21 protein-coding genes are annotated in these 25,765 nt (G+C 56.8%); 11 read left to right on the top strand and 10 right to left on the bottom strand.

All coding sequences use genetic code 11. From position 1 onward, the window contains the following. Window positions 1-18 precede the first annotated feature (18 nt). On the bottom strand, window positions 19-723 hold the full coding sequence (locus AC4EYZ_RS24115; RefSeq protein ID WP_041159510.1) for a pseudouridine synthase: 705 nt from the start codon (window positions 721-723) through the stop codon (window positions 19-21). A gap of 2 nt (window positions 724-725) precedes the next feature. Then, window positions 726-1,538 carry an amidohydrolase gene (locus tag AC4EYZ_RS24110; protein ID WP_041159503.1) on the bottom strand — a complete coding sequence of 271 codons (813 nt, stop codon included), beginning with the start codon at window positions 1,536-1,538 and terminating at the stop codon, window positions 726-728. 72 nt (window positions 1,539-1,610) lie between these two features. Between AC4EYZ_RS24110 and rarD the strand changes: the two genes are divergently transcribed. Further along, window positions 1,611-2,519, top strand: a complete 909-nt coding sequence (gene rarD, locus AC4EYZ_RS24105) for an EamA family transporter RarD (protein ID WP_022523340.1) — start codon at window positions 1,611-1,613, stop codon at window positions 2,517-2,519. On the opposite strand, the gene AC4EYZ_RS24100 is transcribed toward rarD, so the two are convergent. Beyond that, a complete protein-coding gene (locus AC4EYZ_RS24100; RefSeq protein WP_022523339.1) occupies window positions 2,490-4,151 on the bottom strand; it encodes a methyl-accepting chemotaxis protein in 1,662 nt (553 codons plus the stop codon). The genes rarD and AC4EYZ_RS24100 overlap by 30 nt on opposite strands. 266 nt (window positions 4,152-4,417) lie before the next feature. On the opposite strand from AC4EYZ_RS24100, the gene AC4EYZ_RS24095 reads away from it, so the two are divergent. From AC4EYZ_RS24095 to AC4EYZ_RS24065, 7 genes are all read left to right on the top strand, one after another. Beyond that, window positions 4,418-6,118: a SulP family inorganic anion transporter gene (locus tag AC4EYZ_RS24095; protein ID WP_022523338.1), complete on the top strand. Its 1,701-nt coding sequence runs from the start codon at window positions 4,418-4,420 to the stop codon at window positions 6,116-6,118. Window positions 6,119-6,351: 233 nt separating this feature from the next. Then, the gene (locus AC4EYZ_RS24090; protein ID WP_022523337.1) at window positions 6,352-7,512 is read left to right on the top strand and encodes a TAXI family TRAP transporter solute-binding subunit; all 1,161 of its coding nucleotides are present in this window, start codon (window positions 6,352-6,354) and stop codon (window positions 7,510-7,512) included. Between the two features lie 51 nt (window positions 7,513-7,563). Further along, window positions 7,564-9,573, top strand: coding sequence for a TRAP transporter permease (locus AC4EYZ_RS24085; protein ID WP_022523336.1), 2,010 nt, complete (start codon window positions 7,564-7,566; stop codon window positions 9,571-9,573). Window positions 9,574-9,635: 62 nt separating this feature from the next. Beyond that, complete coding sequence (locus AC4EYZ_RS24080; RefSeq protein WP_022523335.1) at window positions 9,636-11,048, top strand: enoyl-CoA hydratase/isomerase family protein; 1,413 nt, start codon at window positions 9,636-9,638, stop codon at window positions 11,046-11,048. Then, entirely contained in the window at window positions 11,045-12,238 is a 1,194-nt protein-coding gene (locus tag AC4EYZ_RS24075) for an acyl-CoA dehydrogenase family protein (protein ID WP_022523334.1), read from the top strand. The genes AC4EYZ_RS24080 and AC4EYZ_RS24075 overlap by 4 nt, the downstream gene beginning before the upstream one ends. 7 nt (window positions 12,239-12,245) lie before the next feature. Then, window positions 12,246-13,364 (top strand): acyl-CoA dehydrogenase family protein, encoded by a 1,119-nt coding sequence (locus AC4EYZ_RS24070; protein WP_022523333.1) that lies wholly within the window; start codon window positions 12,246-12,248, stop codon window positions 13,362-13,364. A gap of 35 nt (window positions 13,365-13,399) precedes the next feature. Next, window positions 13,400-14,179 carry an enoyl-CoA hydratase/isomerase family protein gene (locus AC4EYZ_RS24065; protein WP_022523332.1) on the top strand — a complete coding sequence of 260 codons (780 nt, stop codon included), beginning with the start codon at window positions 13,400-13,402 and terminating at the stop codon, window positions 14,177-14,179. Here AC4EYZ_RS24065 and AC4EYZ_RS24060 read toward each other — a convergent pair. The 7 genes from AC4EYZ_RS24060 to AC4EYZ_RS24030 form a co-directional block, all read right to left on the bottom strand. After that, window positions 14,161-15,120 carry an NAD(P)H-dependent flavin oxidoreductase gene (locus AC4EYZ_RS24060; RefSeq protein ID WP_022523331.1) on the bottom strand — a complete coding sequence of 320 codons (960 nt, stop codon included), beginning with the start codon at window positions 15,118-15,120 and terminating at the stop codon, window positions 14,161-14,163. The genes AC4EYZ_RS24065 and AC4EYZ_RS24060 overlap by 19 nt on opposite strands. Before the next feature lie 255 nt (window positions 15,121-15,375). After that, window positions 15,376-16,302, bottom strand: a complete 927-nt coding sequence (locus AC4EYZ_RS24055) for an electron transfer flavoprotein subunit alpha/FixB family protein (protein ID WP_089690924.1) — start codon at window positions 16,300-16,302, stop codon at window positions 15,376-15,378. A gap of 42 nt (window positions 16,303-16,344) precedes the next feature. Continuing rightward, entirely contained in the window at window positions 16,345-17,106 is a 762-nt protein-coding gene (locus AC4EYZ_RS24050; protein WP_089690926.1) for an electron transfer flavoprotein subunit beta/FixA family protein, read from the bottom strand. Window positions 17,107-17,251: 145 nt separating this feature from the next. After that, window positions 17,252-18,640: a hypothetical protein gene (locus AC4EYZ_RS24045; protein ID WP_022523329.1), complete on the bottom strand. Its 1,389-nt coding sequence runs from the start codon at window positions 18,638-18,640 to the stop codon at window positions 17,252-17,254. Next, the gene (locus AC4EYZ_RS24040; protein ID WP_022523328.1) at window positions 18,637-19,107 is read right to left on the bottom strand and encodes a PaaI family thioesterase; all 471 of its coding nucleotides are present in this window, start codon (window positions 19,105-19,107) and stop codon (window positions 18,637-18,639) included. Before AC4EYZ_RS24040 ends, AC4EYZ_RS24045 begins: the two co-directional genes overlap by 4 nt. Beyond that, window positions 19,104-20,705, bottom strand: a complete 1,602-nt coding sequence (locus AC4EYZ_RS24035) for a class I adenylate-forming enzyme family protein (protein WP_009287813.1) — start codon at window positions 20,703-20,705, stop codon at window positions 19,104-19,106. The genes AC4EYZ_RS24040 and AC4EYZ_RS24035 overlap by 4 nt, the downstream gene beginning before the upstream one ends. After that, window positions 20,705-21,856 (bottom strand): acyl-CoA dehydrogenase family protein, encoded by a 1,152-nt coding sequence (locus tag AC4EYZ_RS24030; RefSeq protein ID WP_022523327.1) that lies wholly within the window; start codon window positions 21,854-21,856, stop codon window positions 20,705-20,707. The genes AC4EYZ_RS24035 and AC4EYZ_RS24030 overlap by 1 nt, the downstream gene beginning before the upstream one ends. A gap of 218 nt (window positions 21,857-22,074) precedes the next feature. Between AC4EYZ_RS24030 and AC4EYZ_RS24025 the strand changes: the two genes are divergently transcribed. From AC4EYZ_RS24025 to AC4EYZ_RS24015, 3 genes are all read left to right on the top strand, one after another. Beyond that, window positions 22,075-23,598, top strand: a complete 1,524-nt coding sequence (locus tag AC4EYZ_RS24025) for a 3-hydroxyacyl-CoA dehydrogenase (protein WP_022523326.1) — start codon at window positions 22,075-22,077, stop codon at window positions 23,596-23,598. Window positions 23,599-23,624: 26 nt separating this feature from the next. Then, window positions 23,625-24,833 (top strand): 3-oxoadipyl-CoA thiolase, encoded by a 1,209-nt coding sequence (locus AC4EYZ_RS24020; protein WP_022523325.1) that lies wholly within the window; start codon window positions 23,625-23,627, stop codon window positions 24,831-24,833. A gap of 102 nt (window positions 24,834-24,935) precedes the next feature. Further along, the gene (locus AC4EYZ_RS24015; protein WP_022523324.1) at window positions 24,936-25,757 is read left to right on the top strand and encodes an IclR family transcriptional regulator; all 822 of its coding nucleotides are present in this window, start codon (window positions 24,936-24,938) and stop codon (window positions 25,755-25,757) included. Window positions 25,758-25,765 lie beyond the last annotated feature (8 nt).

Here is a 25,765-nt window from a genome sequence, read left to right as displayed (position 1 = left end):
GAGACCTTAAGCAAGGACTCAGAAAAGCGCGATTTCGTCGGCGGTTAATTCTCGCCACTCGCCGGGCGCCAGGTTGGCATCCAAAGCCAAATCACCGATAGAGCTGCGGTGCAGTGAATTCACGTGATTGCCCAAGGCGGCAAACATACGCTTCACCTGGTGATAGCGCCCTTCGGTAATGGTGAGTTCTGCCTGGGTGGGCGAAAGCAGCCTAAGTGTTGCGGGCTGCGTCGGGGTCTCCTCTCCATCCAGCATCAGGCCATCGGTGACTTGACCAATCGCCCACTCCGCCGTCGCGCCTTCCATCGGTTCCGCTAGCTCGGCGATATACACCTTGGCGCAGCGATGGCGCGGTGACGTGACACGGTGCGACCACTGGCCATCATCGGTTAATAGCAGCAGTCCCGTGGTATCCACATCCAACCGCCCTACCGGCTGTAATCGATCAGCTTTGGGTAGATCAATCAGGTCGATTGCTCTTTGATAGAGCCCGCGACGGGCGTTACACTCAACGTCAACGGGCTTGTGCAGCATAATGTAGCGCAACCCTACCAGCGCCAACCGCTCGCCGTTGAGCACCACCACATCGTTATCGGTATCGATCTGGGTCGCCGACTGCTTGATCGGCTCGCCGTTGAGGGTTACCTCACCATTTTTGAGTGCCCGCTTAGCCAGGCTACGGGTTAATGGCGTGGTTTCACTCAAAAAGCGATCAAGGCGCATCATTAACCCACTCCTGGCAGCAGTTGAAAGTGGTCGGCATCTTGCCAGGCAGGAAATTTTTCACGAAAAGCATCAAGGGCAGTTTTATCCAGCGTGCCCGTCTCTATAAACGGGGTATGGGCAGGTTTATCAATTAACGCTTCACCTTTGAAGTCGACCAACAGGGAGTCGCCGCTGTAGGCAAGCCCTTTGGCATCTTCTCCAACGCGATTAACGCCAATCACATAGCTTAAGTTCTCTACCGCACGGGCTTGTAGCAGCGTACGCCATGGATGACGGCGCGGTGCTGGCCAGTTGGCGATACACAGCAGCGCATCATACTCGAAATGCTTCCCTTCTGCTGGCTGCTGACGCATCCACACCGGAAAACGCAGGTCGTAGCAAACGCTCAGCAGCAGCTTAAAGCCATTGAGCTCTACCACTTTACGCTCACTGCCCATACCGTAGCGCTCATGCTCACCGGCCATACGGAATAGGTGACGCTTATCGTAGTGGGTTAACACCCCCTCCGGCGTTGCCCAAATCAAGCGGTTATAAAACTCACCGTCCTCTTCGATCGCCACGCTGCCGGTCATCACGCAGTTGCGCGCCTTCGCCTGGGCCTGTAGCCAGGCAACGCTTTGACTTTCCGCCATCGGCTGGGCCATTTCGCGGGAATTCATGGTAAAGCCAGTGGCAAACATCTCAGGCAATACAATAAGATCCGTGTCGCGGCTATCCAGCTCGCCCAGCAACTTCTCAAGATGAGCGTGGTTGGCCTGGGGATCTTCCCAGCGCAGATCACACTGCACTAGCGTGTTCCTAAGTTGACTCACTTAACACCTCCAATTCGTCAGTCTCAAGACAACGTTTATGCTAGATTAGCATCTTTAAATAATGAGGCTGCTATGCTTCCTACTCCAACACGCGACCCAGATGCCGTCAAAGGCGTTATGTATGGGCTAACCGCCTACACCATGTGGGGCTGCTTTCCGCTATTTTTTGCCCTGTTTGACGGCATTCCCGCCTTTGAAATATTGATTCACCGTATCATTTGGGCGTGTCTATTTCTGGTCGGCTTGATTACCCTTCTGCGCCGCTGGCCGCCCGTTGTCACCGCATTGGGGGAACCCAAGCGGCTTGGTCGGGTGTTGGCCTGTGCGCTATTGATTGCGTTTAACTGGGGTATCTATATTTATGCAGTGGAGTCGAAGCAGGTATTGCAGGCGAGCCTGGGCTACTTCTTAACGCCATTAGTGAACGTCGCGCTAGGCATGCTGGTACTTCGGGAAGTGATGGCCAAGCTGCAGCTGGTCGCCTTGGGCTTGGCCAGCGTGGCCATTGCCACGCAATTTGTGATGCTGGGTGAACTGCCCTGGCTTAGTCTACTACTGGCGTTAAGCTTCGGCAGTTACGGCCTGTTTCGTAAGCAGGTGCCACTGGACGGATTATCGGGACTGTTTGTGGAAACCCTGTTGCTATTCCCCCTCGCCCTGATCGCCTTGACCTGGTTAAGCTGGAACGGCAGCTCGCATTTTCTTCAAGATACGTCATCGACTGGCCTGCTGATCGCCAGTGGGGCTTTGACCGCGCTGCCGTTAATGGCCTTTGCCGGCGCGGCACGCCGGTTGCGTTTGGCAACCCTGGGCTTTTTGATGTACATCAACCCCAGCATTCAGTTTCTGATTGCCTTAACCGTGTTCGGCGAGCCCCTGGGCCTTATTCAGTTGGCAACGTTTGTGCTTATTTGGATCGGGCTCGCGCTCTACTCCTGGTCGGCATGGCAATCACGCCCGCGCTACGCTACGGCTGGTTAGTGCAAGCGGTGGTACTGGGGCGGCCTCTGACTGCAACGCAGGGGGAGTCGCTATATCACGCTCAGGCTGGTAGCCAACCCGGAATCCGCCCCAGTGCTTACCCTGCACATACACCGGCACAGAGAGGTCGTGCATGATTTCGCCGGTATCGCGCTTGTAAGTTTGCAGTAGCAGCGGCTTTTCATGAGCCCCACATCGGCTGCCCGTCGGGTCATCGAAAATGCGTTTGTTGCGGCAGAACTTTAAATCGTGCGCGTAGTCACCGGTTGGTGCAAGACTGACCGCTTTGTTATGGGTCGGCACATAGCCTTTACGGTCACAGGCAATGGCATAGCTTAAGCTTAGCTGCGTGAGCAAAGGCTCTTGCAAATCGGGCAGGTACCTATCAGTGAAACTATCAAAGCCGGTTTTATATTGCGGCGGCTGCGTACCCGGAATCTGTTCATAATGGGGCTGGAATAGGTGGGTGTCTGAAAGCTCCCCGCGGGCAATCGCTTTTTCCAGCAGCTTACCCAACTTATCGGCGGTTAATCGTGCAGCGTGGAATACCTGCTGGTGGCGACCCTCCAAATGCTGTTGAGCCAGTTCACCATCGACCCCTTCGGCAGCCTCCATCAATGCCCGGGCCTGCTCGGCCAAATCATGCATATTACGATTGCCTTCATCGACATCATCTTCCAACTGGCTCAGGCTGTCCGCCACGGTTTGACTATGTTGGCGAGTGTTTTCCATGGCATCGGCAACACGGGTAATTTCCCTCTGCACTTGGTCGAATTCTTGAGTCATCGTACCCAGACTGTTGCCGACCACTTGTAGCCCCTTGGAGCGCTTGCTGATACGGGTCATTAACTGGCCCATAGTGGCGACGACCGACTGGCCGCTCTGATGCATATCCTTAACCAGCTCATCGACACTTTGCGTTGCGGTAGAGGTCTTGAGTGCCAGGTTGCGCACTTCGCCGGCGACGACTGCAAACCCTCGCCCGTGTTCACCCGCTCGGGCCGCTTCAATTGACGCATTGAGCGACAGCAGATGGGTTTGTTCGGCGATATCCTCAATCATGGAAGTAACGTTACGTACACGCTCAATTTTATCGTTCAGCGCGGTCAGCATTTCCAGCGCTTGGTTTGAGCGGTCGGCAACATCGCTCATGTCCTGAATAATATCGTCCAGTTCAGCATGGTTGTGATGACTGGCCTCCCGGGCGCTCTCTGCCAGCGCTGCCACTTGGCTGGCGCTGGCACTCACCTGCATAATGGCTGCATTAATGGCCGTCATGCTCGATGAAGCTTCACGAGCCATGGTTTCTTGCTTTGAGAGGCGCTGATCCATCAGATCGGCATAGTGCGACACTTCTGCCGAGGCAATCGCTGTGCTGCTAGCGCGGTTCATTAACCTGTAGGCCATGGCGCGAAGCGAACGGTAATCACGCAGCGGCTTAAAGCCAAGCCGATGCTGTTCCAGGCGACGTTGGTCGGCTCGGTAGACGCCTTCCAGTACGCTGAGTAGCATAGCGCCACCGCCTAGCGCGGCGAATAGAAGTGCCAGATAACGCCAGAGCCCTCCTTGTATGGCAAGCCCTATCGACAGCACTACAAACAGCACCGGAACACACAATCGCAGTAAGCGCATGAGCTGTACTCTTTTATTGATGTTATTGAGTATCGAAAATACTACTTCTGAGGGGTTCAACCCCCTTTGCGACTAAGCTTAGCGTGTAACGCTTATGAAAGAAGTAGCACTTTGGGGGAAGGAAGTAGCACTTTTGGAGAAGACACAAATCCTATAAGCGCTTGGTCATCATTGGGTTACCGCAGTAAAAATGAATATAAGCACTGCAATGAAATGGAATATCCCTTACTCTCTTGGTTCTGCCACTTCTACAACACCAGGACCCCATGCTAAAGCGCTACTTGCCGATCCTGACATGGCTCCCCCACTACCATAAACGCCTATTGGGGGCAGACCTTTTGGCGGGCTTGATCGTCACCGTGATGGTCATTCCCCAATCGCTGGCCTATGCGCTGCTAGCCGGGCTACCCGCGGTAGTGGGGCTCTACGCCAGCATCCTGCCTCAACTGATCTATACCCTGTTTGGCACCAGTAAGACCCTCGCGGTCGGGCCGGTGGCAATCATCGCGCTGATGACCGGTGCCGCGCTCTCCTCAGTAGCAGCCGCGGGTACGGAGACCTACTTACAGGCAGCGCTGATCCTGTCACTGCTTTCCGGTGGCATGCTGGTCGTGATGGGGCTGCTGAAAATGGGCTTTTTCAGCAACTTTTTAAGCCACCCGGTTATCTCCGGCTTCTTAACGGCGTCGGGTATTTTGATTGCGGCCAGCCAGCTTGGCAGCCTACTGGGGGTTGAGAGCAGTGGCTTTACCCTGGTGGAACGTCTTATCACCCTGGTACCAAACTTAACCACCTTTAACTTACCCACCCTACTGATTGGCAGTGGAACCCTGCTGTTTTTGATTGCCATGCGGCGCCACGGTAAAGCCGCCCTGCTCACGCTGGGCCTGCCACGCACTCTGGCGGACTTGATCGCCAAAGCGGGGCCAGTCTTTGCGGTCGTGATTACCACCCTGGTGACCTGGCATTGGCAGTTGGCCGATAAAGGCGTCTCCGTAGTAGGGCAAATTCCCGGTGGTTTACCCTCGTTAAGCTTTCCTTGGGCGGACTACTCGCTATGGCGGGCACTGCTAATCCCAGCGCTGCTGATTAGCCTGGTCGGCTTTGTGGAGTCGGTCTCCATGGGCCAGATGTTGGCCGCTAAACGGCGCCAGCGCATCTCTCCCAATCAGGAACTAGTGGGCCTGGGCGCCAGCAATTTAGCCGCCGGGTTTTCCAGTGGTATGCCGGTAACCGGTGGTCTGTCCCGCACCGTTATTAACTACGATGCGGGTGCGCAAACACCTGCCGCCGGTGCCTTTGCGGCGCTAGGTATTGCGCTGGTCACCATGTCGTTTACCGGTTGGCTCTACTATCTGCCCATCGCGACCCTGGCCGCAACAATCACCGTCTCGATTTTGACACTGGTAGACATCCCCATGCTGCGCCAAACCTGGCGCTACTCCCGCAGCGACTTTGCCGCCATGGCGGTGACGATTCTACTCACGCTGTGCGAAGGCGTTGAAGCCGGCATCATTAGCGGTGTGACACTTTCTATTGCGCTATTTTTGTACCGCACCAGCCGCCCCCATAGCGCCTTGGTAGGTCGTGTGCCCGGTACCGAACATTTTAGAAACACTACCCGCCACGATGTCGAAACGGTCAATACCGTTGCCCTCTTGCGCATCGATGAGAGCCTCTACTTTGCCAACGCACGCTATTTGGAGGACACCGTTTATAACCTGGTGGCGAGCCAACCCGAGCTTGAGCACGTTGTGCTGATCTGTTCGGCGGTCAACCTGATCGATGCCTCGGCCCTAGAGAGCCTGGATGCTATCAATGCGCGCTTAAAAGACTCCGATGTAAAACTGCATTTATCCGAGGTAAAAGGCCCGGTGATGGATCAGTTGAAGAAAAGTGACTTCCTAGAGGCGCTTACCGGACGGGTATTTCTAAGCACCTACGCCGCTTGGCGAGAATTCTCGTAGCTGGATAGCACTCACCATTACTCTGAAAACCAGGCAATTGCCTGGTTTTTTTATGCCGGTTGTTTACTAACGGACGCCGCTGCTAACAACGGCATTGACAGCCACCCAGCGGCTTCTCTACTATCACTCGACCATTTAGCAAAATACAATACCGCATAGCAAAACACTCTAAGTTAAATAGCAACCAGCCATAACCATCAACGTCACTACAACCACAATAAAGGAGCATCCCAATGCGCCCCTTCGCTCACCGCCTACTTGTTGCCGCCTTACCTCTATCGTTACTCGGCGCAGCAGTCAGCCACGCTAGTGAAATTGAACTGCCCGGCACCATGGCCTGGACAGCCTATGGCACCAACTCAAGTGGCTATGCTCAGGCCGTCGCCATCGGCAATATGCTGCAGAACAAATACGATTCGTCTGTACGTATTCTGCCGGGTGATAACGATGTATCACGCATGACGCCGCTCAAGCAGGGCCGCGTTGACCTTTGTGCCTGCGGGATCGCCAGCTACTACGGCGCGGAAGGTGTAATGATGTTTGCCGACCGTGACTGGGGCCCTCAGCCGCTACGCGTGATTACCACTTCCACCGCCTCTTTTGGCCTCTCTCTTGCGGTCGCGGGCGACCTGGACGTTGAAACGCCCGCTGACCTGGCGGGCAAACGCATCGCCTATATCCGTGGCGACGATGCGCTCAATAAAGGCACAGAGGCGTACCTCGCCTTTGGCGGTTTAACCTGGGATGACGTAGAGCGGGTTGATTACCCCGGCTACGGCCGCTCGTTCGACGGCATTATCGCTGGCGATGTGGATGCCTCCTTTACCACAACGGTCACCCCGCCCGCCCAGCAGTTGGCCAGTAGCCCTCGCGGCATTAGCTGGCCGGTGCTAGACCCCAACGACGACGAAGGCTGGGAGCGTATGGCTGCGGTGGCGCCCTACTTCCGCCCTCACGAAGTCACTTCCGGGGCAGGCGGCATCAGCGCCGAAAACCCGGTGCCTAGCGCTAGCTACCCTTACCCTATTGTTGTCGCCAACCAAGACCTGGACGACAACGTGGCTTATGGCCTGATCAAGGCCATGCAGGAAAACTTTGATGACTATAAAGACAACGCTCCAGGCGCACTTGGCTATGCACTAGAGCAACAAGATCTTCAATGGGTAGTGCCGTTCCACGATGCGGTCGTGGAGTACTACAAAGAAATCGATGTATGGACTGATGAAATGCAGGCTCATCAGGACAAGCTCGTTGAGCGTCAGAACGTGCTTTTAACCGCCTGGGAAAGCTTTATGCAGGACGCACCCAGTGAGGACGAGGCATTTACTACCGGCTGGATGGAAGCCCGTGCCACCGCGCTGAGCGATGCCGGTTTCGAACCGATCTTCGAGTGATACACCACGGGGCGGCACTTGCCGCCCCCTGCTGATTGACGGATGTCCCCCATGACCACAGATACCTCGCCTGCCAATAATCAGCAGGTTAAAGAAAAGATCAGCCAAATTCGTCAGCTTCCTCCTGCGCTACGCTGGATTCCCGCCACGGTCACCGTCATTTTGATGGCGATGACCCTGGATTATCTGTTTAACGTTGGCTTACTGACTTTCGTTACGGGTCTGGAGACGCAGTTCTACTACGCCGTTGTGGCGCTGCTGCTACCGCTGGTGTTTTTGCTTTGGCCCATGCGCAGTCGCCAACAAGAGCAGCCCATTCCCTGGTATGACTACACGCTGAGCGCCATCACGCTTATCGTTGGCGGCTATTTTGTTTACAACGCAGTGCCCATTTTGGAGCGCGGCTGGGCCTTTTCTGCACCCGAAATCGCCATTTATGCCAGCTACGCCTACTGGCTGCTGATTATCGAAGCAGCACGCCGGGCGGGTGGTTTACCCATTGCGATTATTGCCGGGGTATTCTCGCTCTATCCGCTGGTGGCCGATATCGTCCCCGGCCCTATCCAGGCGTTTCCTTCCACCCTTGAACAAACCGCCATGTACCACACCATGAGTACCGAAAGCATCATGGGGGTGCCGCTGCAGGCATTCGCGGGCCTGGTGATTGGCTTTTTGGTGTTTGGTGTCGTGCTGCAGAAAAGCGGCGGCGGTAAGTTTTTTATTAATCTGGCCTTTGCGCTGCTGGGTCATGTACGCGGCGGCCCTGCTAAGGTGTCGATTTTCTCCAGTGGCCTGATGGGCTCCATGAGCGGCAGCGTGATCAGTAACGTACTCACCACCGGCGTGCTGTCGATTCCCGCCATGCGTCGTATCGGTATGAGCCGCTCCTTTGCGGGCGGTGTAGAAGCCTGCGCCTCAACCGGCGGCGTATTGATGCCCCCTGTTATGGGCGCCACCGCCTTTGTCATGGCGATGTTTCTGGACATCCCCTACTCCGCTGTGGCGCTGGCCGCCGTGATTCCATCAATTCTGTATTTCCTGGGTCTGTTTATTCAGATTGATGCCTACGCTGCCCGCCACGACATTAAAGGCTTACCCGCCGTTGAGCTGCCTTCGCTTTGGCAAACTCTCAAAGAGGGGTGGTACTTTATTTTTGTCTTTGCGTTATTAGTCTGGATGCTGCTGATTATGCAGCGCGAAGCCGTAGCGCCTTTTTACGCCACCGCGCTGCTGTTAGTGCTGAACCAGCTTTCCAAACATAACCGCTGGGGCTGGAAGGATGTAGCCGATACGCTGTCGTCTGCGGCCAAGCTGTTTGCCGAGTTAATCGCTATTTTGGCTGGCGTGGGCATGCTGGTGGGTGCACTTTCGATGACCGGCCTTTCCGGCACCATCGCTAACGACTTTATCAATATTGCCGGTGGCAGCGTGCCGCTGCTACTGATTATGGGCGCCGTGACCAGTTTCGTACTCGGCATTGGCATGACCGTGACTGCCGCCTATATTTTCCTTGCCGTTGCGCTAGCCCCCGCGCTGATTCAAGGCGGAGGGCTGGATCCCATGGCCGTACATATGTTCATCCTTTACTGGGGCATGCTGAGTTTTATTACTCCGCCGGTCGCACTCGGTGCCTTTGCCGCCGCCACCGTGGCCGGTGCCCGGCCCATGGAAACGGGCCTGCAGGCCATGCGCCTGGGTAGCGTGATCTATTTTATCCCCTTCCTCTTTGTGCTTAATCCGGCGTTGATTATGCAGGGCGCACCGCTGGTGATCGTGGCCGTGTTTATCCAGGCCGTGCTCGGCATCATTCTGTTTGCCTCCGCCATGCAAGGCTACCTGATGGGGGTTGGTCGACTGGGCTATGGCGCGCTGCAAGAGATCGTGATTCGTGCCCTGATACTGATCGCTGGCCTGCTCCTGGCGCTACCGGGTGGTGGGATGGTGCCGCTTAGCCAGTGGGAATTGATCGGTCTGGCCGCAGCCGCGCTGGTACCCGGTGTTTTGATGGCACGCTTAAGCCAGCGCCACAATCGGCGTTCGCAAAGCGCCTCTGCTGCGTAACAGATGGGGCGCCAAGCGTACTCTTTTCAATTCACTATCATGCGAAATACGAGAGCCTAACTATGTCCGTTCATTATCAGCGTCACGGCGATATAGGCGTTATTCAAATAGCCAACCCGCCGGTCAATGCCTTAAGTCACGCGGTACGCAGTGGCTTAGTCGATGCGCTTAAAGAGGGTGTTGCTGACGCAGATGCTAAAGCGCTGGTCGTGCTCGCCGATGGCCGCACCTTTATTGCCGGGGCAGATATTCGTGAGTTTGGTAAGCCGCCTCAAGCCCCTCTGCTGCCCGATGTGATTAACCAACTGGAAGCCTGCCCAAAACCGCTGATTGCCGCCCTGCACGGCACAGCCCTGGGCGGTGGATTGGAAGTGGCTTTGGGCTGCCACTATCGAGTGGCACTGGCGGGAACCCGGGTGGGTCTTCCGGAGGTTAAGCTGGGTCTACTGCCTGGCGCTGGTGGCACCCAGCGTTTGCCGCGTTTAGTAGGCGTTGAGCGCGCCTTAGAGATGATCACCAGCGGGCGTTTTGTGGAAGCAGAAGAAGCACTTGAGGCAGGCATTATCGACGCCATTAGCAGTGCTGAAACACCGCTTGAAGCGGGTTTAGCTGTGGCCCAAGCAGTGCTTGCAGACAACCCAATGGCACGTGTTACGGGCCAACTGCCAGCGCCAGCGGCTAATCCCCAGGCAATCTCCGCTATGTTGGAACGGCTGAATCAAGACGCTGCCGAACTCTTCTCACCGTTTCGCATTGTGGAAGCTGTGGAGGCCTCTGTGACGGCTGAATCACTCCAAGACGGCCTGCGCCGTGAGCGGGAGCTGTTTTTGGCCTGTATGGACTCCCCTCAACGCGCCGGACTTATTCATCTCTTTTTCGCTGCGCGTAGCCCCCATGTGGTGCCTGAGGTTGAGAAAGCCGACGCGTTTAAACACGTTGCGCTAATCGGCGAAGATCCACTGTTTGAGCGCCTGCAAAAAGCCGCACAAAAGGCGGGTATTACCCTAACCAGTGCACCAGACAACGCTACTGAGCTTTACCTGTTGGCGCCAAATGCAGCGAGGGAATCAGGCACAGCGCTCCCTACCATCGCACTAGAAAACATTGGCATCAGCCGCGGCAGCGATAGCGCGCTAAGCCTTATCGTTGCTGAAAACGGCAGCATGGTAGAGCTGGTCAACTTAAGCGCAGAGCCACTTACCCAACAGCGAGCGGCACTCACTCTTAAAGCATTGCGGTTAAACGTTGTGGTCAGCCGACAGCAAAGCCTTCTGAATACGCTGCAACTTGCTAGCCAGCAGGCTACAGCGAGCGACAAACAAACTGCCCTTGAACAGGCGAGCGTCGGCATCGCAAAGAACGGCTTCTGCTACCGCGAGAGCGATATCGATTTGTTGGCGGTGGAAGTACTGGGATACCCGCGTCACTTAGGTGGGCCTCACCGTCAATCAACCCTTAAGGACACCCCCCTATGAACCTCACCTTTAGCCCCGAAGAGCAGGCATTTCGCGAACAGGTTCGCCGTTTTCTAGCCGATGCACTGCCCAGCGATATCAGCCAGCGCGTGCGCTTGGGCCGCCATCTGCGCGCTGATGACTACCTGCGCTGGCAGAATATTCTTAGCGAACAGGGTTGGTTGGCGTCTAACTGGCCAAAAGAGTTCGGCGGCCCAGGCTGGGGGCCGGTACAGCGGCATATTTTCGACGAAGAGTGTGCTGCTGCCCATGCACCTACAGTCGTACCCTTCGGCGTTAACATGGTGGCTCCCGTCATCATGAAATTCGGCACTGTCGAGCAGCAACAGCACTACCTGCCGCGCATTTTGAGCAATCAGGATTGGTGGTGCCAAGGCTACTCAGAGCCCGGCGCTGGCTCTGATTTAGCGGGCCTAAATACCCGCGCCGTGCGTGATGGCGACCACTATATCGTCAATGGTCAGAAGACCTGGACCACCCTGGGCCAGCACGCCAACATGCTGTTCTGCCTGGTACGCACCGACCCAGACGCCAAGAAGCAGGCGGGCATCAGCTTTCTGTTGATTGATATGCAGACACCGGGTATCACCGTGCGGCCAATTATTACCCTTGATGGTGCCCACGAAGTTAACGAAATCTTTTTAGATAACGTGCGCGTACCCGTCGACAACCGCGTCGGTGAAGAGGGCCAGGGCTGGACCTGCGCTAAGTTCCTGCTCACCCACGAACGTACGGGGATTGCGGGGCTTGGTCACGCCAAGCAGGCGCTGCGCCACTTGAAGTCGCTGGCGAGCCGGATTCAGCATCGCGACAAACCGCTGCTGGAGCTACCCAGCTTCCGTCAGCGGGTGGTGAAAGCGGAACTCGAACTAATGGCGCTGGAAGTGACCAACCTGCGCGTGATTGCCGCTGCCCAAGATGGCGGTGTGCCCGGCGCAGAGAGCTCGCTGCTAAAAGTGCGCGGCTCCGAGCTTCGCCAGGAGCTAAGTGAGCTTACCCGGCGCGCCCTGGGCCCTGCTGCGCTGCCATTCTTCCCCGACTTCCTGCATGGCGAAGGCAGCCTGGATGACGAGCGCGCCCAAAGCGCGGCCGCCAGCGCCCAGTATTTCAATCGTCGCAAGCTGTCGATTTATGGCGGCGCCAATGAAATACAAAAAAGTATCGTCGCCAAAACCATTTTAAACATGTGAGGTCACCATGGATTTTGCTTTAACCGACGAGCAGCGCATGCTTGAAGAGACGCTCACCCGCTTGGTGGCCGACCAGATTTCTCCCGAGCAGCGCCGCACTATGCTGGCCGCTGCCCCAAACGGCTCTTCTGCACTATGGCGCACCTTTGCCGAGCTGGGACTGCTGCATATGCCCTTCAGCGAAGACGTTGGCGGGCTAGGGGGCGATGGCACCGACCTGATGATTATTATGCAGGCACTGGGACGAGGCTTAGTGCCCGAACCCTATCTGGCTGGCCTAGTGCTGCCCGGACAATTACTGGCGCTTACCGCCAACAGCGAACAGCAAACCCGGTGGCTAGCCCCACTGCTTGAAGGTGAGCATCAGTTGGCGCTTGCTTGGCAGGAGATTGGCGCCCGCTACGACGCCTTTACGGTAGCTACCCAAGCTACCCAGCAAGGCGACCAATGGCAGTTAAATGGTAAAAAACACGTGGTACTTAACCTTGAAGCCGCTGCGGCTACGCTGGTCAGCGCTCAATTAGCCAGCGGCAAGCTAGGGTTATTTATTGTGCCAGCGGATGCACCGGGCACATCTACGCACCTATATCGCACTATCGACGACCAGCCCGCCGGCGATCTGACCCTGGACAGCGTCACGCTGCCGTTAACCAACTGCCTGAGTGAAGATGTTAGCGATGTGCTAGCGGAGGTACTGGCTGTTGGTCGCGCAGCGCTCTGCGCCCAAGCCATCGGCGCAATGGAGGAGGCCTGCGACCAAACGCTCGCTTATTTAAAAGAGCGCAAGCAGTTTGGCGTACCGCTTTCGACCTTTCAGGCCCTGCAGCACCGCATGGTGGATATGCACTTGCACCTGGAGCAGTCCCGCTCCATGGCGATTTTAGCCGCCACTAGCCTCGCGCTCCCTGCAAGCGAACGGGATTACAAAATTGCCGCGGCCAAAGCCTACTGTGGTGAATCAGCTCGCTTTATTGCCGAACAGGCGATCCAGCTGCATGGGGCGATGGGTATGACCGAAGAGTGCTATGTCGCTAGCTACGCCAAGCATCTGGTGATGTTCGATCACTACCTGGGCGACAGCGACTACCATCTCGAAACGGTCAGCGAGCTGTTAAAGGTTGCCTGAGAACGTTGCCAGAAAAGTTAATTAGGGAGCGATACATGTCAGATTACGTCGGCAAGTTAGTGACTGTCAGCGCTATTGAAAACGGTATCGTCGAAGTCGCCATTGCACGTCCAGAAGTACGCAACGCTCTGAATGAAGCCACCGCTCTGGCACTCAATGAAGCGCTGGCGGCGGTGGCGGACAATGAGCAAGTTCGCTGTGTGATTCTACGCGGTGAAGGTAGTGCATTTTGCGCCGGCGCTGACCTGGCAGAGTTTGAGAAGGCAACGTCTCAGCCTGCGAGCGAACGGCTGGAAACGCTCTTTCTGCCTGCCCTGCGTAGCCTAATGGCAATGAATAAGCCGGTGATTGCAGCGGTTAGCGGTGCGGCTGCGGGCATCGGTGTTTCCTATGTGCTCGCCAGCGATATGGTGGTGATGGGCCACTCCGCCTACCTGAAGCTTGCCTTTATCAATATTGGGCTCATCCCTGACGGCGGTGCCTGCTGGCATCTGGTGCGCCAGCTTGGCCATGCTCAGGCGTTTGAAATGGCCGCCTTGGCAACCCCCATTTCGGGTGAGCGCTGCGTCGAACTCGGATTGGCTAACCGCGTCGTCGAAGATAACCAAGTGCTAGACGAAGCTTGGTCGTTGGCGCAAGCACTGGTGAGTCAATCGTCCCAGGCGTTAAGCGCTACCAAACGCGCCTTACGGGAAGCTGCCCAGCGCCAGCTAAATAACACGATGCAATTAGAGGGCGAGCTTCAAGATCAGTGCAAGGCGTCGGAAGATTTTCACACCCGGGTGGCGGCGTTTCGTCAAAGCCGCCGTAAATGATCTAACGCTTTCTGGTAATCCTGGCGCAGCGTGGCCACTTCTTCGGCCACGCTGTGCATAGAGGCAATAGCGCCTACGCCCTGCCCCGCGCCCCAGATATCCCGCCACGCTTTTGCCTTACTGCTCCCCCCTGAGCCATAACGCATAGCGGTTTTATCACCTTCAGGCAGCGCATCAGGATCCAATCCCGCCTGCTCGATACTTTGCCGCAGATAGTTACCGTGCACGCCGGTAAACAGGTTGGTATAGACAATGTCGCCTGCCGCTGCGTCCAGCACCATCCGTTTATAGGCCGCTTGAGCGTTTGCCTCTTGGGTGGCGATAAAGCGCGTGCCCATATACACCAAGTCCACGCCTAGCGCCTGGGCGGCAACGATCTGTTCACCTTTGCTAATCGCCCCCGCCAGCACTAACGGGCCATCGTAAAAGCGGCGCACCTCCGCCACAAACGCAAAGGGGTTTAACCGCCCGGCATGGCCGCCCGCGCCGTGGCAGACCAGTATCAGCCCATCAACTCCCGCATCGATCGCTTTCTTGGCGTGCCTCAACGTGGTCACATCGTGAAACACCAGCCCGCCATAGGCATGCACCTTTTCCACCACTTGATTAGGCGCGTGCAGACTAGTGATGACCAGCGGCACCTTGAACTCGGCGCATAACGCGACATCGTGCTCTAGACGATCATTGGTGGGGTGCACAATTTGGTTCACCGCAAAGGGCGCTGAGGGTTGTTCGGGGTGCTGCGCGTCATAGTCGGCCAGGGTTTGAGTGATCTGCTGTAACCACTCACGTAATACGTCAGCAGGTCGGGCGTTGAGCGCGGGGAAAGCACCCAGAATGCCCGCTTGGCACTGGGCAATCACCAGTTCTGGCCCGGAGACGATAAACATGGGTGAACCGATCACCGGCAGGTTTAATGAAGCGGTTAGACGCGTTAGCATGGGAAACTCGCTGGTTGTTATTGTGAGGCAATACTGCAAAAGGCTCCACTGAGCCTTTCAAGAAGATGTCACACTACAATGGCATGGTCGGAACAACCCTACGCGGGGGCGCTGTGAACCCATCCATGGGCGCTACTTTCGCCATCTGACCGCCATGGATGGCGGAAATGCCAGAAACGTCGGGAACTTTTTCCGGCCATGGCGAAAGACCCCCGCTACGGGTTGTTCCGACCAATACGTGGATGCCAGAAGCATTTACAGCTTGCTCTCAAGCTCGGGCAGGATCTCAAACAGATCCCCCACCAGGCCGTAATCCGCCACCTGGAAAATCGGTGCTTCGTCGTCTTTATTGATCGCGACGATCACCTTGGAGTCTTTCATGCCCGCCAGGTGCTGAATGGCACCGGAAATACCCACGGCGATATACAGATCTGGGGCAACGATCTTGCCGGTCTGGCCAACCTGCATATCGTTGGGCACAAAGCCTGCGTCTACCGCGGCCCGGGAAGCACCAATGGCGGCACCCAGCTTGTCGGCAATGCCGTCGAGCAGCTTGAAGTTTTCGCCGTTGCCCATGCCGCGGCCGCCGGAGATCACCACCTTGGCTCCGCCCAATTCGGGGCGATCTGACTGCGCCAGCTCCTCTTTGACAAAGCTGGACTGGCTGTTGTCCACCACTACGTCGACGGCTTCCACCGTCGCGCTGCCGCTGGTGCCAACCGCATCAAAACCGGTGGAGCGCACGGTGATGACCTTGAGGGCATCGTCACTTTTCACCGTCGCAATGGCGTTACCGGCGTAGATCGGACGCTTAAAGGTATCGGCGCTGTCCACGGCGATAACGTCCGACAGCTGGCTGACGTCTTTTAGCGCGGCTAAACGCGGCAGCACGTTTTTGCCGGTGGTGGAGGCGCTGGCCAGTACGTGGGTGTAGCCATCGGCCAGTTCGACCAGCAGCGCGCCCATGGGCTCGGCCAGCTGGTGGGCGTAAACGGCGTTATCCGCAACGCGCACTTTGCTTACACCGTCGAGCTTGGCGGCGGCCTCGGCGGCGGCTTGAACGCCTTCACCGGCCACCAGAACGTCAATATCGCCACCGATGGCTTGGGCGGCCGCCACGACGTGGGCGGTGGCGCCGGCCAGTTGGCCTTCGTGTAGATCCGCAAGTACCAGAATGCTCATGGCATCAACTCCTTTCAAAGCGCTTGTAGCAAAGTACTTGTATCAAAGAACTTTGGCTTCGTTTTTCAGTTTGTCGATCAGCTCGTCTACCGAGGCGACTTTGACGCCGCCTTTGCGCTCGGCGGGCGACTCTACTTTGAGCAGACTGACCTTGGAGGCGACCTCGATGCCGTAGTCGGCGGGGGTTTTCACATCCAGCGGTTTTTTCTTGGCCTTCATGATGTCAGGCAGCTTGGCGTAGCGCGGCTCATTCAAACGCAGGTCGGTGGTGACAATCGCCGGCAGCGTCAGCGCGATGGTTTGCAGCCCCCCGTCGATTTCACGCGTCACATTAAGCTTTTTATCACTTCCGTCCCCGCTAATTTCCACTTCCGAGACAAAGGTGCCTTGCGGCAGGCCGGTCAGCGCGGCGAGCATTTGGCCGGTCTGGTTGTTGTCGGTGTCGATGGCCTGCTTGCCCAGCACCACCAACCCCGGCTGCTCCTCTTCGACCACTTTGGCCAGCAGCTTGGCCACGGCCAGGGATTCGGCGCGCTCGTCGGTTTCGATATGCAGGGCGCGGTCTGCCCCCAGCGCCAATGCCGTACGCAGCTGCTCTTGGGCGGCTTTGGGCCCTACCGTGACGGCGACGACTTCTGTCGCCACGCCCTTTTCTTTCAAGCGTACCGCCTCTTCCACGGCAATTTCGCAGAAGGGGTTCATGGCCATTTTGACGTTGGTAAGATCCACGTCCGAATGATCCGCCTTAACGCGGATTTTGACGTTGTAGTCGATGACGCGTTTCACCGCGACGAGTACTTTCATAAGGGGTGCTCCTGGCGATTAATAATATTTAATCTTGCTTTAATCATGTTTCAATTTTGCATAGCAGAATTCTGTTTCACTTTATAACAAGGACATTAAAAAAACACCGCACAAAGGTCAAGCGCTTCCGCATTCTTACCCCCCTTTAAAAGGGTGCCCATACAAACCACGCTGCCAATAGCGGAATCGAGGCGACCAGAAATTTGCCGTTCCAGCGGTAGCCGATACGCGTGGCGGGCACACCGGTAAATCGGGATAAAATCAGCATTGATGCCGTCATCGGCGACGACATTAGCGCCAGCGCCCAACCCACCATCAGCGATGCACCTATCAGTGCGGGTGTTAGTCCCTCAATAGCTAACTGCGGTAGCAGCCCCACCAGCAGCGTTACCGTCACGATAGGATTAACGCCTACCTGGGCCAGCCCTACCACCATCAGCATTGCCAGTACGGCATTGAAGGCGCCCCACTGGTTCAACACGGTTAGTAGCGGCGCCAACTGTTGAGTGTCCACCAGTCCAACGCATAAGTGCCCCAAATAGCCCGCCGCCCCTAGCACCACGATCTCATTGGCACTGGGCGAAAGCAGCCACGGCAACTGACGATGCACCGCGCTAACCGCGGCAGGCAGCCCACCGAAGCCAAGCCTACGCCGCTGCCAGGCAAGCCAAACCAGCGCCCCCGTGGGCGCACCTAAAAGCGCGGCAATGGGTAAGCGCAGTTCTAATAGCCAGGCAAGGCTAAACACCAGCGCCACAATCCCTAGCAGCAACACACTGAACTGGGCCAACGGGCGCAATGAAGGGGCAGCTACCAAGGCTTTATTGGCAGGGGGATGTGGCCCGGTGAGAAAATCCACGGCCCAACCCGCCAGAAAAATTAGCACTGCGGCACCCAAAATATACGGCGCAAGCGCCAGCCAGGTAACCTGAGGAAGGCTAGACAGCACCACCGCCACCCCAATACCCATAGGGGAGATCAGTGGCGCCAGGGAAAACCCGCGTAGCAACGCCAACATCATGCGCCGCTGGCGAGCTTCTCGCACCCAGGCACGCCCTTGGGCTGCGCCTAGGGTGTTACTCTTCTCAATCATGGCGGCAAATAAGTTAAGCACGCCGATATTGAGAATAATCCCAAACAGCGCAGAGCCGAGCGATAAAATCGGGTAGCGGCGGCTAGGCGGTTGAAGCAGCATACTTTGCCCACAGCGACGCACCAGGCGTGAACGGTAGGCCGGCAAACGTAGCATGCTCAACGCCACCACAAAGGTAGCAAAAAACGCAAAACGTCCACTGGCTTCAAACAGCAGTTGGCTTGGGTTTGGTGAACGCCAGAGCGCTAACAGCGACACTATCCCCGCGACTAGCAGTAACCCTTTGGCCATCCGCGTTAGCTTGCCAGCAAGCGTTAATAGATAGAGCGCCAGCGCGGCAATCCCGACGGCTTGCCAAAACAGGCTGCCGACCACCAGATGAAACAGCGTTGCCAAGGTGACCAGCAGTAACAGAGAAACCCGCAGGCGGGCTGGTTTCACTCAGCCTTCTCCCTGGGTGTTTTTTCCGGGAAGCCTTCAGACGATTCACTGCCACTGCGGCGCCGAAATGAACCTTCACCCATGGCCACTAAATTGCCTTTCTCATCAACGATCTCACCGCTGCTCATATAGATTTTCTGTCCGCCGCCGCGCACCGTGCCTATTGCCTTCAACACACCTTGCCGGGCGGGGCCCACAAAAGTCGTGGTTAATGAGAGCGTCATTCCCCGGCGTATATTGCCCGGTACGTCGCAGTGCAGACCGGCAAGGCTTAAAGCGCTATCCAGCATTGAAGCCAATACGCCGCCGTGAACATTACCGCTGCGGTTTAGATGTTTGGGCTCGATAGTGAGCTCCACCACGGCACGATCTTGCTGCCACTCAACCACCTGCATACCTAGCAACTCGTGATAGCCCATAAGTGCTTGTTGAGGCGTATCTGGCCTGTGTATTTGCGAAGAACTCATGAGGCGCTCTCCTGCTGGGCTAAATCCCGCAGCCGCCCTTTAAGAATTTTGCCGCTGGCAGTGGAAGGTAGCGTATCCATCAATACAATTTGAGTAGGTCGTTTGTAAGGCGCCAACCGTTCGGCGATAAACGCCTTTAGCTCCGCCACATCAACGTCAACGCCTGGCTCACACTGCACAAACGCCACGACTTCTTCATTACCGGCGATTTGACGCCCCACTACGGCGGTAAGCGTTACCGCAGGGTGCTCGTTAATCACCGCTTCCACATCCGGCGGGTAGATATTGAAGCCAGAGCGGATAATCAGCTCTTTGCTACGCCCTACAATATAGAGTTGGTCATGGTGATCGAGTTTGGCGATATCACCGGTATTGAGCCAACCATCTTCGGTTAGGGTGGCGCGGGTAGCTTCCGGCTGGCGGAAGTAACCCTTCATAATATTAGGCCCGCGCACCCATAGTTCACCCACTTCATCTCCAGGCTGCTCGGCAGTTCCGCTGTCGCTAAGCGGTTCCAGGCGGTACTCAAGTAAAGGCAATACCCGGCCAACGGTGCTAGTTGCATGGTGGTCATCGATGCGGGTCTGGCTGATGGTAGGGCTGGCCTCGGTTAAACCGTAGCCGTTATGCAGCGTCAGCCCAAAGGCTGCCTCTACCCGCACTTTGGTGTCGCTATCTAACGGTGAACCTCCTGCTGACATATAAATTAGATCAGGCGCTTCTAACGGGCGCTGTTCACGTTTTAAAAACTCTAACGCCCGGGCATACATCGCCGGCACTCCCTGGAGAACGGTAATGTGCTCCTGCTTTAGCGTCGCCAACATATGGGCGGCATCGAAGCGCGGCACGGTATACAGGCAGGCGCCGTTATAGAGCGACCCCATACATACCGAAGAGAGGCCAAACACATGAGACATGGGCAGCACGCCGTAGACCCGCTGCCCTTCGCTTAAATGACGCATGCCCCCAGAGATTGAGGCAATATACAGAATGCCACGATGGGTCAGCATGACGCCTTTAGGTGTGCCAGTGGTGCCTGAGGTGTAGATCATCGCCGCCACCTGCTCGGCCCCGCTCGCGCAGACCGGCTCGGGCTCACTGTCATACAGCGGCGAAATGGCCAGCCCACCCAACTGAGGGTGTTGGTAGCGGTCAGCCGCGTGGCGCTCGGCGTGCTGGCACGCCTCTGGGGATGCTTCACAGGTATAGAAGACTCGCCGGGGCAGGCAGTTGCCCTGAATCAGGTCAACTTCCTGTGCTGACAGGCGCGAGTTCACAATCGCTACCCAGACATCCAATTCACTGGCGGCCAGCAGCAGCACGACCAGAGCGCGACAGTTTTCACTCACCGTCATAATCCGGTCGCCAGGGCGAATGCCCAATGCGCTTAACCAGCCATAAGCGGCGTGTATTTCTTGACCAAGCTCCGCATAACTCCAGCGCACAGTGCCATCCACTATAGCCGGGTGCTCGCCAAGCAGCTTGGCATTTTCAAGCACGCGGGTACTGAGGCGCTCGGGAAGCTCGGCCACCAGCTCGCTGGCAAGGCGCCCAAAAATAGCCTCGTCCGGCGCTTGGTAGGAAACCGATAAAGCCATTAGGACGCCTCCCGCACCATGTTGCGAGCAATGACGATTTGTTGAATCTGGGTGGTGCCTTCGTAAATACGGAATAGCCGCACATCGCGGTAGAAACGCTCAACCGCGTATTCCGACATGTAACCCGCCCCACCGTGAACCTGCACCGCGCGGTCTGCGACACGGCCCACCATTTCGGCGCAGAACAGTTTGCAGCAGGAGGCCAGTGTCGAAACATTTTCGCCATTGTCTTTACGCCGTGCAGCGTCCATCACCATGGTTTTGCCTGCATAGGCTTCGGTTTTGCTATCCGCCAACATGGCTTGGATCAGCTGATGCTCGGCAAGCGCCGCGCCAAACTGCTTACGCTCCATGGTGTAGCGCAGCGACTCTTCCACTAAGCGCTCGGCCACGCCTACACAGACCGCCGAAATATGCAGCCGCCCACGATCCAGCACCTTCATCGCCGTTTTAAACCCTTGTCCCTCTTTCCCGCCAATAATATTTTCAGCGGGCACCCGGCAGTTGTCGAAAATAATATCGCAGGTATGGGCGCCCTTCTGGCCCATCTTGTTATCCGCAGGGCCGCGTACCAGCCCTGGCGTGTTACCTTCGACGATAAAGGCTGAGATCCCGCCCGCACCTTTATTCTCTGGGTCAGTACGCGCCATCACGGTAAACAGATCGGCTTCTGGGCCGTTGGTGATATAGCGCTTGGTGCCGTTCAAGATATAGTCATCGCCATCCCGCACCGCCGTCGTGCGCAGGCTGGCGGCGTCGGAGCCGGAATCGGGCTCGGTGAGACAAAACGAGCTAAGAATCTCGCCCGTGGCCAAGCGTGGCACATACTTGGCTTTCTGCTCATCAGTACCATCAATCAAAATACCCTGGGCGCCGATGCCATTATTAGTGCCAAACACCGAGCGAAAGGCAGGCGAGGTTTTACCAATCTCCATCGCCACCAGCGCTTCTTCCTCCATCGTCAGGCCTAGGCCGCCGTACTCTTCTGGAATCGATAGCCCGAAAAGCCCCATCTCTTTCATTTCCGCAAGAATTTCCGGGGGTACTGCATCCTCTTCGGCTAGGCGTGCCTCATTAGGAATTAAGCGCTCACGGACAAAACGGGCAATGGTATCGACAAGCTGATTAATTAATTCGGGATCGCGAATCATGACGGCTCCTGGTGGCAACGGGTTTTATAGTTAGAGTTATCATTCGAAGTAGCGCTGGGCGTGGACAGTGCGTGCATTTTGCATAGCAAAACTATTGTCCACTATTCTTGTCAGGCACTTTTGCATAGCCTAGGATGGCAGTCAATAATTGAAACACTATTTTGCAATGCAGAATCACAATGCTAAATATGTACCCATTTGCAGAGAGGACTTAGCGTATGGCTAGCGAATCAACACCTCCCCCCTTTACCACGCTTGGCATCGTCGGCACCGGCGCCATGGGACGTGGCATCGCACAGTTGGCTGCCCAGGCCGGTCTAGACGTCATACTTTTTGACGTTAAAGAGGATGCCGCACAAGAAGCGAAAGCCTTTATTAATGGCTTATGGCAGAGAAGTGTCGAAAAGCAGCGCATTAACGCAGAACAGGCGCAGCACTATAGTGAACGGTTGATTGAAGCCAGCGAGCTTGCCGCGCTCGCTCCCTGCGATATTGTGGTGGAAGCCATTGTCGAGAAGCTGGAGGCCAAGCAGGGGCTGTTTAGCGATTTAGAAGCAATCCTCAGCCAGCAGGCTGTGTTGGCGACCAATACCTCTTCACTCTCCGTCACGGCCATTGCCGCCGCCTGCCAGCACCCTGAGCGGGTTATTGGCTTTCACTTCTTTAATCCCGTGCCGCTGATGAAGATTGCCGAGGTCATCCCGGGCTTGCGTACCACCGATGAGGTGACTCAGCAGGTCAATGCTCTAGGACAAGCCATGGGCCACTTTACGGCCCAAACCACCGATACACCTGGGTTTCTGGTTAACCATGCCGGGCGTGCCTTCGGTACTGAAGCGCTGCGACTGCTAGGCGAAAGCGTCGCTGACCCGGCCACCATTGACCGTATTATGGTTGATCAGGGCGGATTCCGGATGGGGCCCTTTACCCTGCTTGACCTTACCGGGCTGGACGTTTCCCACGCCGTGATGGAGTCGGTGTATCACCAGTATTATGAAGAAGCACGTTTTCGCCCTTCACCGTTAACCCGACAGCGCTTGGCCGCGGGCTTGCTGGGGCGTAAAACTGGCGAAGGTTTTTACCGCTACGAGGAAGGCAAGCAGCAGATGCCGGATGAGCCTGTCATCAAGCCTACCTCACCTTGCCCGGTATGGATTAGCCAGGATGACCCCGAGAGCGCCAAAGCACTCACCGGGCTGGTGAATGCGGCGGGCTGGCCGTTAGAAACCGGCACGCAGCCCACTGAACAGGCGCTCTGTCTGCTTACCCCTTTCGGCGAAGATGCCACCAGCTGTTCGCTGCGCCAGGGGTTAGATGCCAAGCAGTGTGTGGCGGTGGATATGCTCGCAGGACTCGATAAACGCCGTAGCCTCATGGCTACGCCTATTACCCACTCCACTTTCATTCAAGCAGCGCAAAACCTGCTCAATCATAACGGTACGCCGGTAAGCACTCTGCAGGACAGCAACGGCTTCGTTCTTCAGCGCATTATTGCCTGCATCGTCAACGTCGGTGCCGACATTGCCCAGCAAGGCGTGGCAGAACCCACGACGATCGACCGAGCGGTTGAGCTGGGTTTGGGCTACCCTTTCGGCCCGCTACGCATGGGCGACCATTACGGAGCCACGCGCATCATGACGATATTGACCAACCTGCTTGAGGCCACCGGCGACCCACGCTATCGGCCTAGCCCCTGGCTGCGCCGCCGCGCCGCGCTGCAAATGTCGTTAACCGCCGCTTAACCCTACCAATAACAAGGAGCATCACCATGCAAGACGCCTATATTTACGACGGTTTACGTACCCCTTTTGGTCGCCACGGTGGCAGCTTAGCGGCTATTCGCCCAGATGAGCTGTTGGGGCTGACGCTTAAAACACTGGTAGCCCGCAACCCATTCGCGCCAGCAAGCTATGAAGAGGTGCTGGCAGGCTGCACCAACCAAGCGGGGGAAGACTCCCGAAACGTAGCCCGTCACGGCGCACTGTTGGCAGGTCTGCCCATCGAAGTGGCAGGGCAAACCGTTAACCGGCTTTGCGGCAGTGGCTTGGCAGCGATGATGGATGCGGCCCGGGCGGCACGGCTAGGTGAAGGCGAGCTGTTTTTAGCAGGCGGCGTTGAGTCCATGTCCCGTGCACCTTATGTGTTGGGTAAAGCGGACTCCCCCTATGCCCGCAACCAGCCGCTGTACGACACGGTGATTGGCTCACGCTTTCCCAACCCCTGGATTGCTAAGGAGTACGGCAGCCACAGCATGCCGGAAACTGCTGATAACATTGCCCACGACCTGAATATTAGCCGCGATGAAAGCGACACCTTTGCCGCCCGCTCTCAGGCCCGCTACGCCCAAGCGCTGGCCTCAGGTTTCTACGACGGCGAGATGTTTGGCGTAGAGGTGCCCCAAGGGCGTAAACAGCCGCCACTGTTGGTGGAAAAAGACGAACACCCCCGCCCACAAAGCAGCGAAGACAAACTGGCCCGACTGGGCTCGCTATTCGAGGGTGGCGTGGTCACCGCCGGCAATGCCTCGGGCCTGAATGACGGCGCCGCTGCCATGATTGTCGGCACCAAGGCCGCCGGTGAACGTGTGGGCCTAGCGCCGCGCGCGCGCATTGTCGCCAGCGCCGTTGCCGGTGTGGCTCCGCGGGTTATGGGGTTAGGGCCAGTACCCGCTTCACAAAAGGCGTTGGCGCGTGCAGGGCTTACCCTTGAGCAGATGGATGTGATTGAAATCAACGAAGCGTTTGCCGTTCAGGTGCTTGGCTGCGTGCAGCAGTTGGGTCTCTCCGTTGATGATCCACGCTTGAACGCCAACGGCGGCGCTATCGCCATTGGTCATCCTCTGGGGGCATCAGGAGCACGCTTGGCGCTTACGGCTCTCCGACAGCTTGAAGCGACCGGTGGGCGCTATGCGTTGGTCACCATGTGCATCGGCGTCGGTCAGGGCATTGCCACGATTATCGAGCGTCTGGACGGCTGATTTAGCGTCAAACAGCCGCTATTTCGTTGATAGGCATGAACGCTGCGTCTAAGTAGATATGCGATACTGGGCGCCATAAGCCACCTATTGTTGGGATATTGAATGCACCCCACCGACACTGATGCTGACGACTCGCAGTTGCCAGGAAAAGATCGTAACTTTGTGACAGCGCTTGCGCGCGGTCTAGAGTTGCTGCGCGCCTTTGGCGCAGGTGAAGAGTATTTAGGCAATGCTGAGCTCTCCAACCGTACAAGTATCCCTCGCCCGACGGTGTCACGTTTAACCTATACCCTGACGCAGTTGGGCTATCTCCAACACAATACCCACCTGGAAAAGTACCGCCTTGGGCCAGGTGTCTTAGCCTTGGGATATCGCTTTCTCGCCAATATGGGCATTCGCGAAATTGCTCGCCCGCATCTGCAGAAATTTGCTGATGCCACCGACTGTAACGTTAGCCTGGGCGGGGCCGACCGCAGTGACATGGTTTATTTGGAAACCTGCCACGGCCATGGCCCGCTAATCATTCGCCTGGACACGGGCTCCCGCCTGCCCATTGCCACTTCCGCCATTGGTCGTGCCTGGCTATGCGGTTTGTCTGACGAACGGCGCCAGCAGGTGCTCCAAGAGTTGGCCAGCGAGTATGGTAGCGACTGGCCGCGTTATGAAGCGGGTATACAACAGAGTTTCAAAGACTATGCACAGTACGGTTTTTGTCTCTCTGAGCAGGATTGGCAGCGCGATATTAGCGCGGTGGCGATGCCGCTAATTTTAGAAGATGGCGCCGAGGTCATGGCGATTAACTGCGGCGGCTCCAGCCTGCGCTTGGATCACGACCGCTTGGTTAATAACTTAGGCCCACGTCTCAAAGAAGTCGCTAATCAGATTAAGCAGGAACTAGCGCCAAGAAACCGCTCGGCAAGGTAAATTCAAGC

The sequence above is a fragment of the Vreelandella sp. 162(4c) genome (assembly GCF_058152265.1).
Note: the sequence above shows the minus strand (reverse complement) of the source record. Positions and strands in the feature narration are given on the sequence as shown.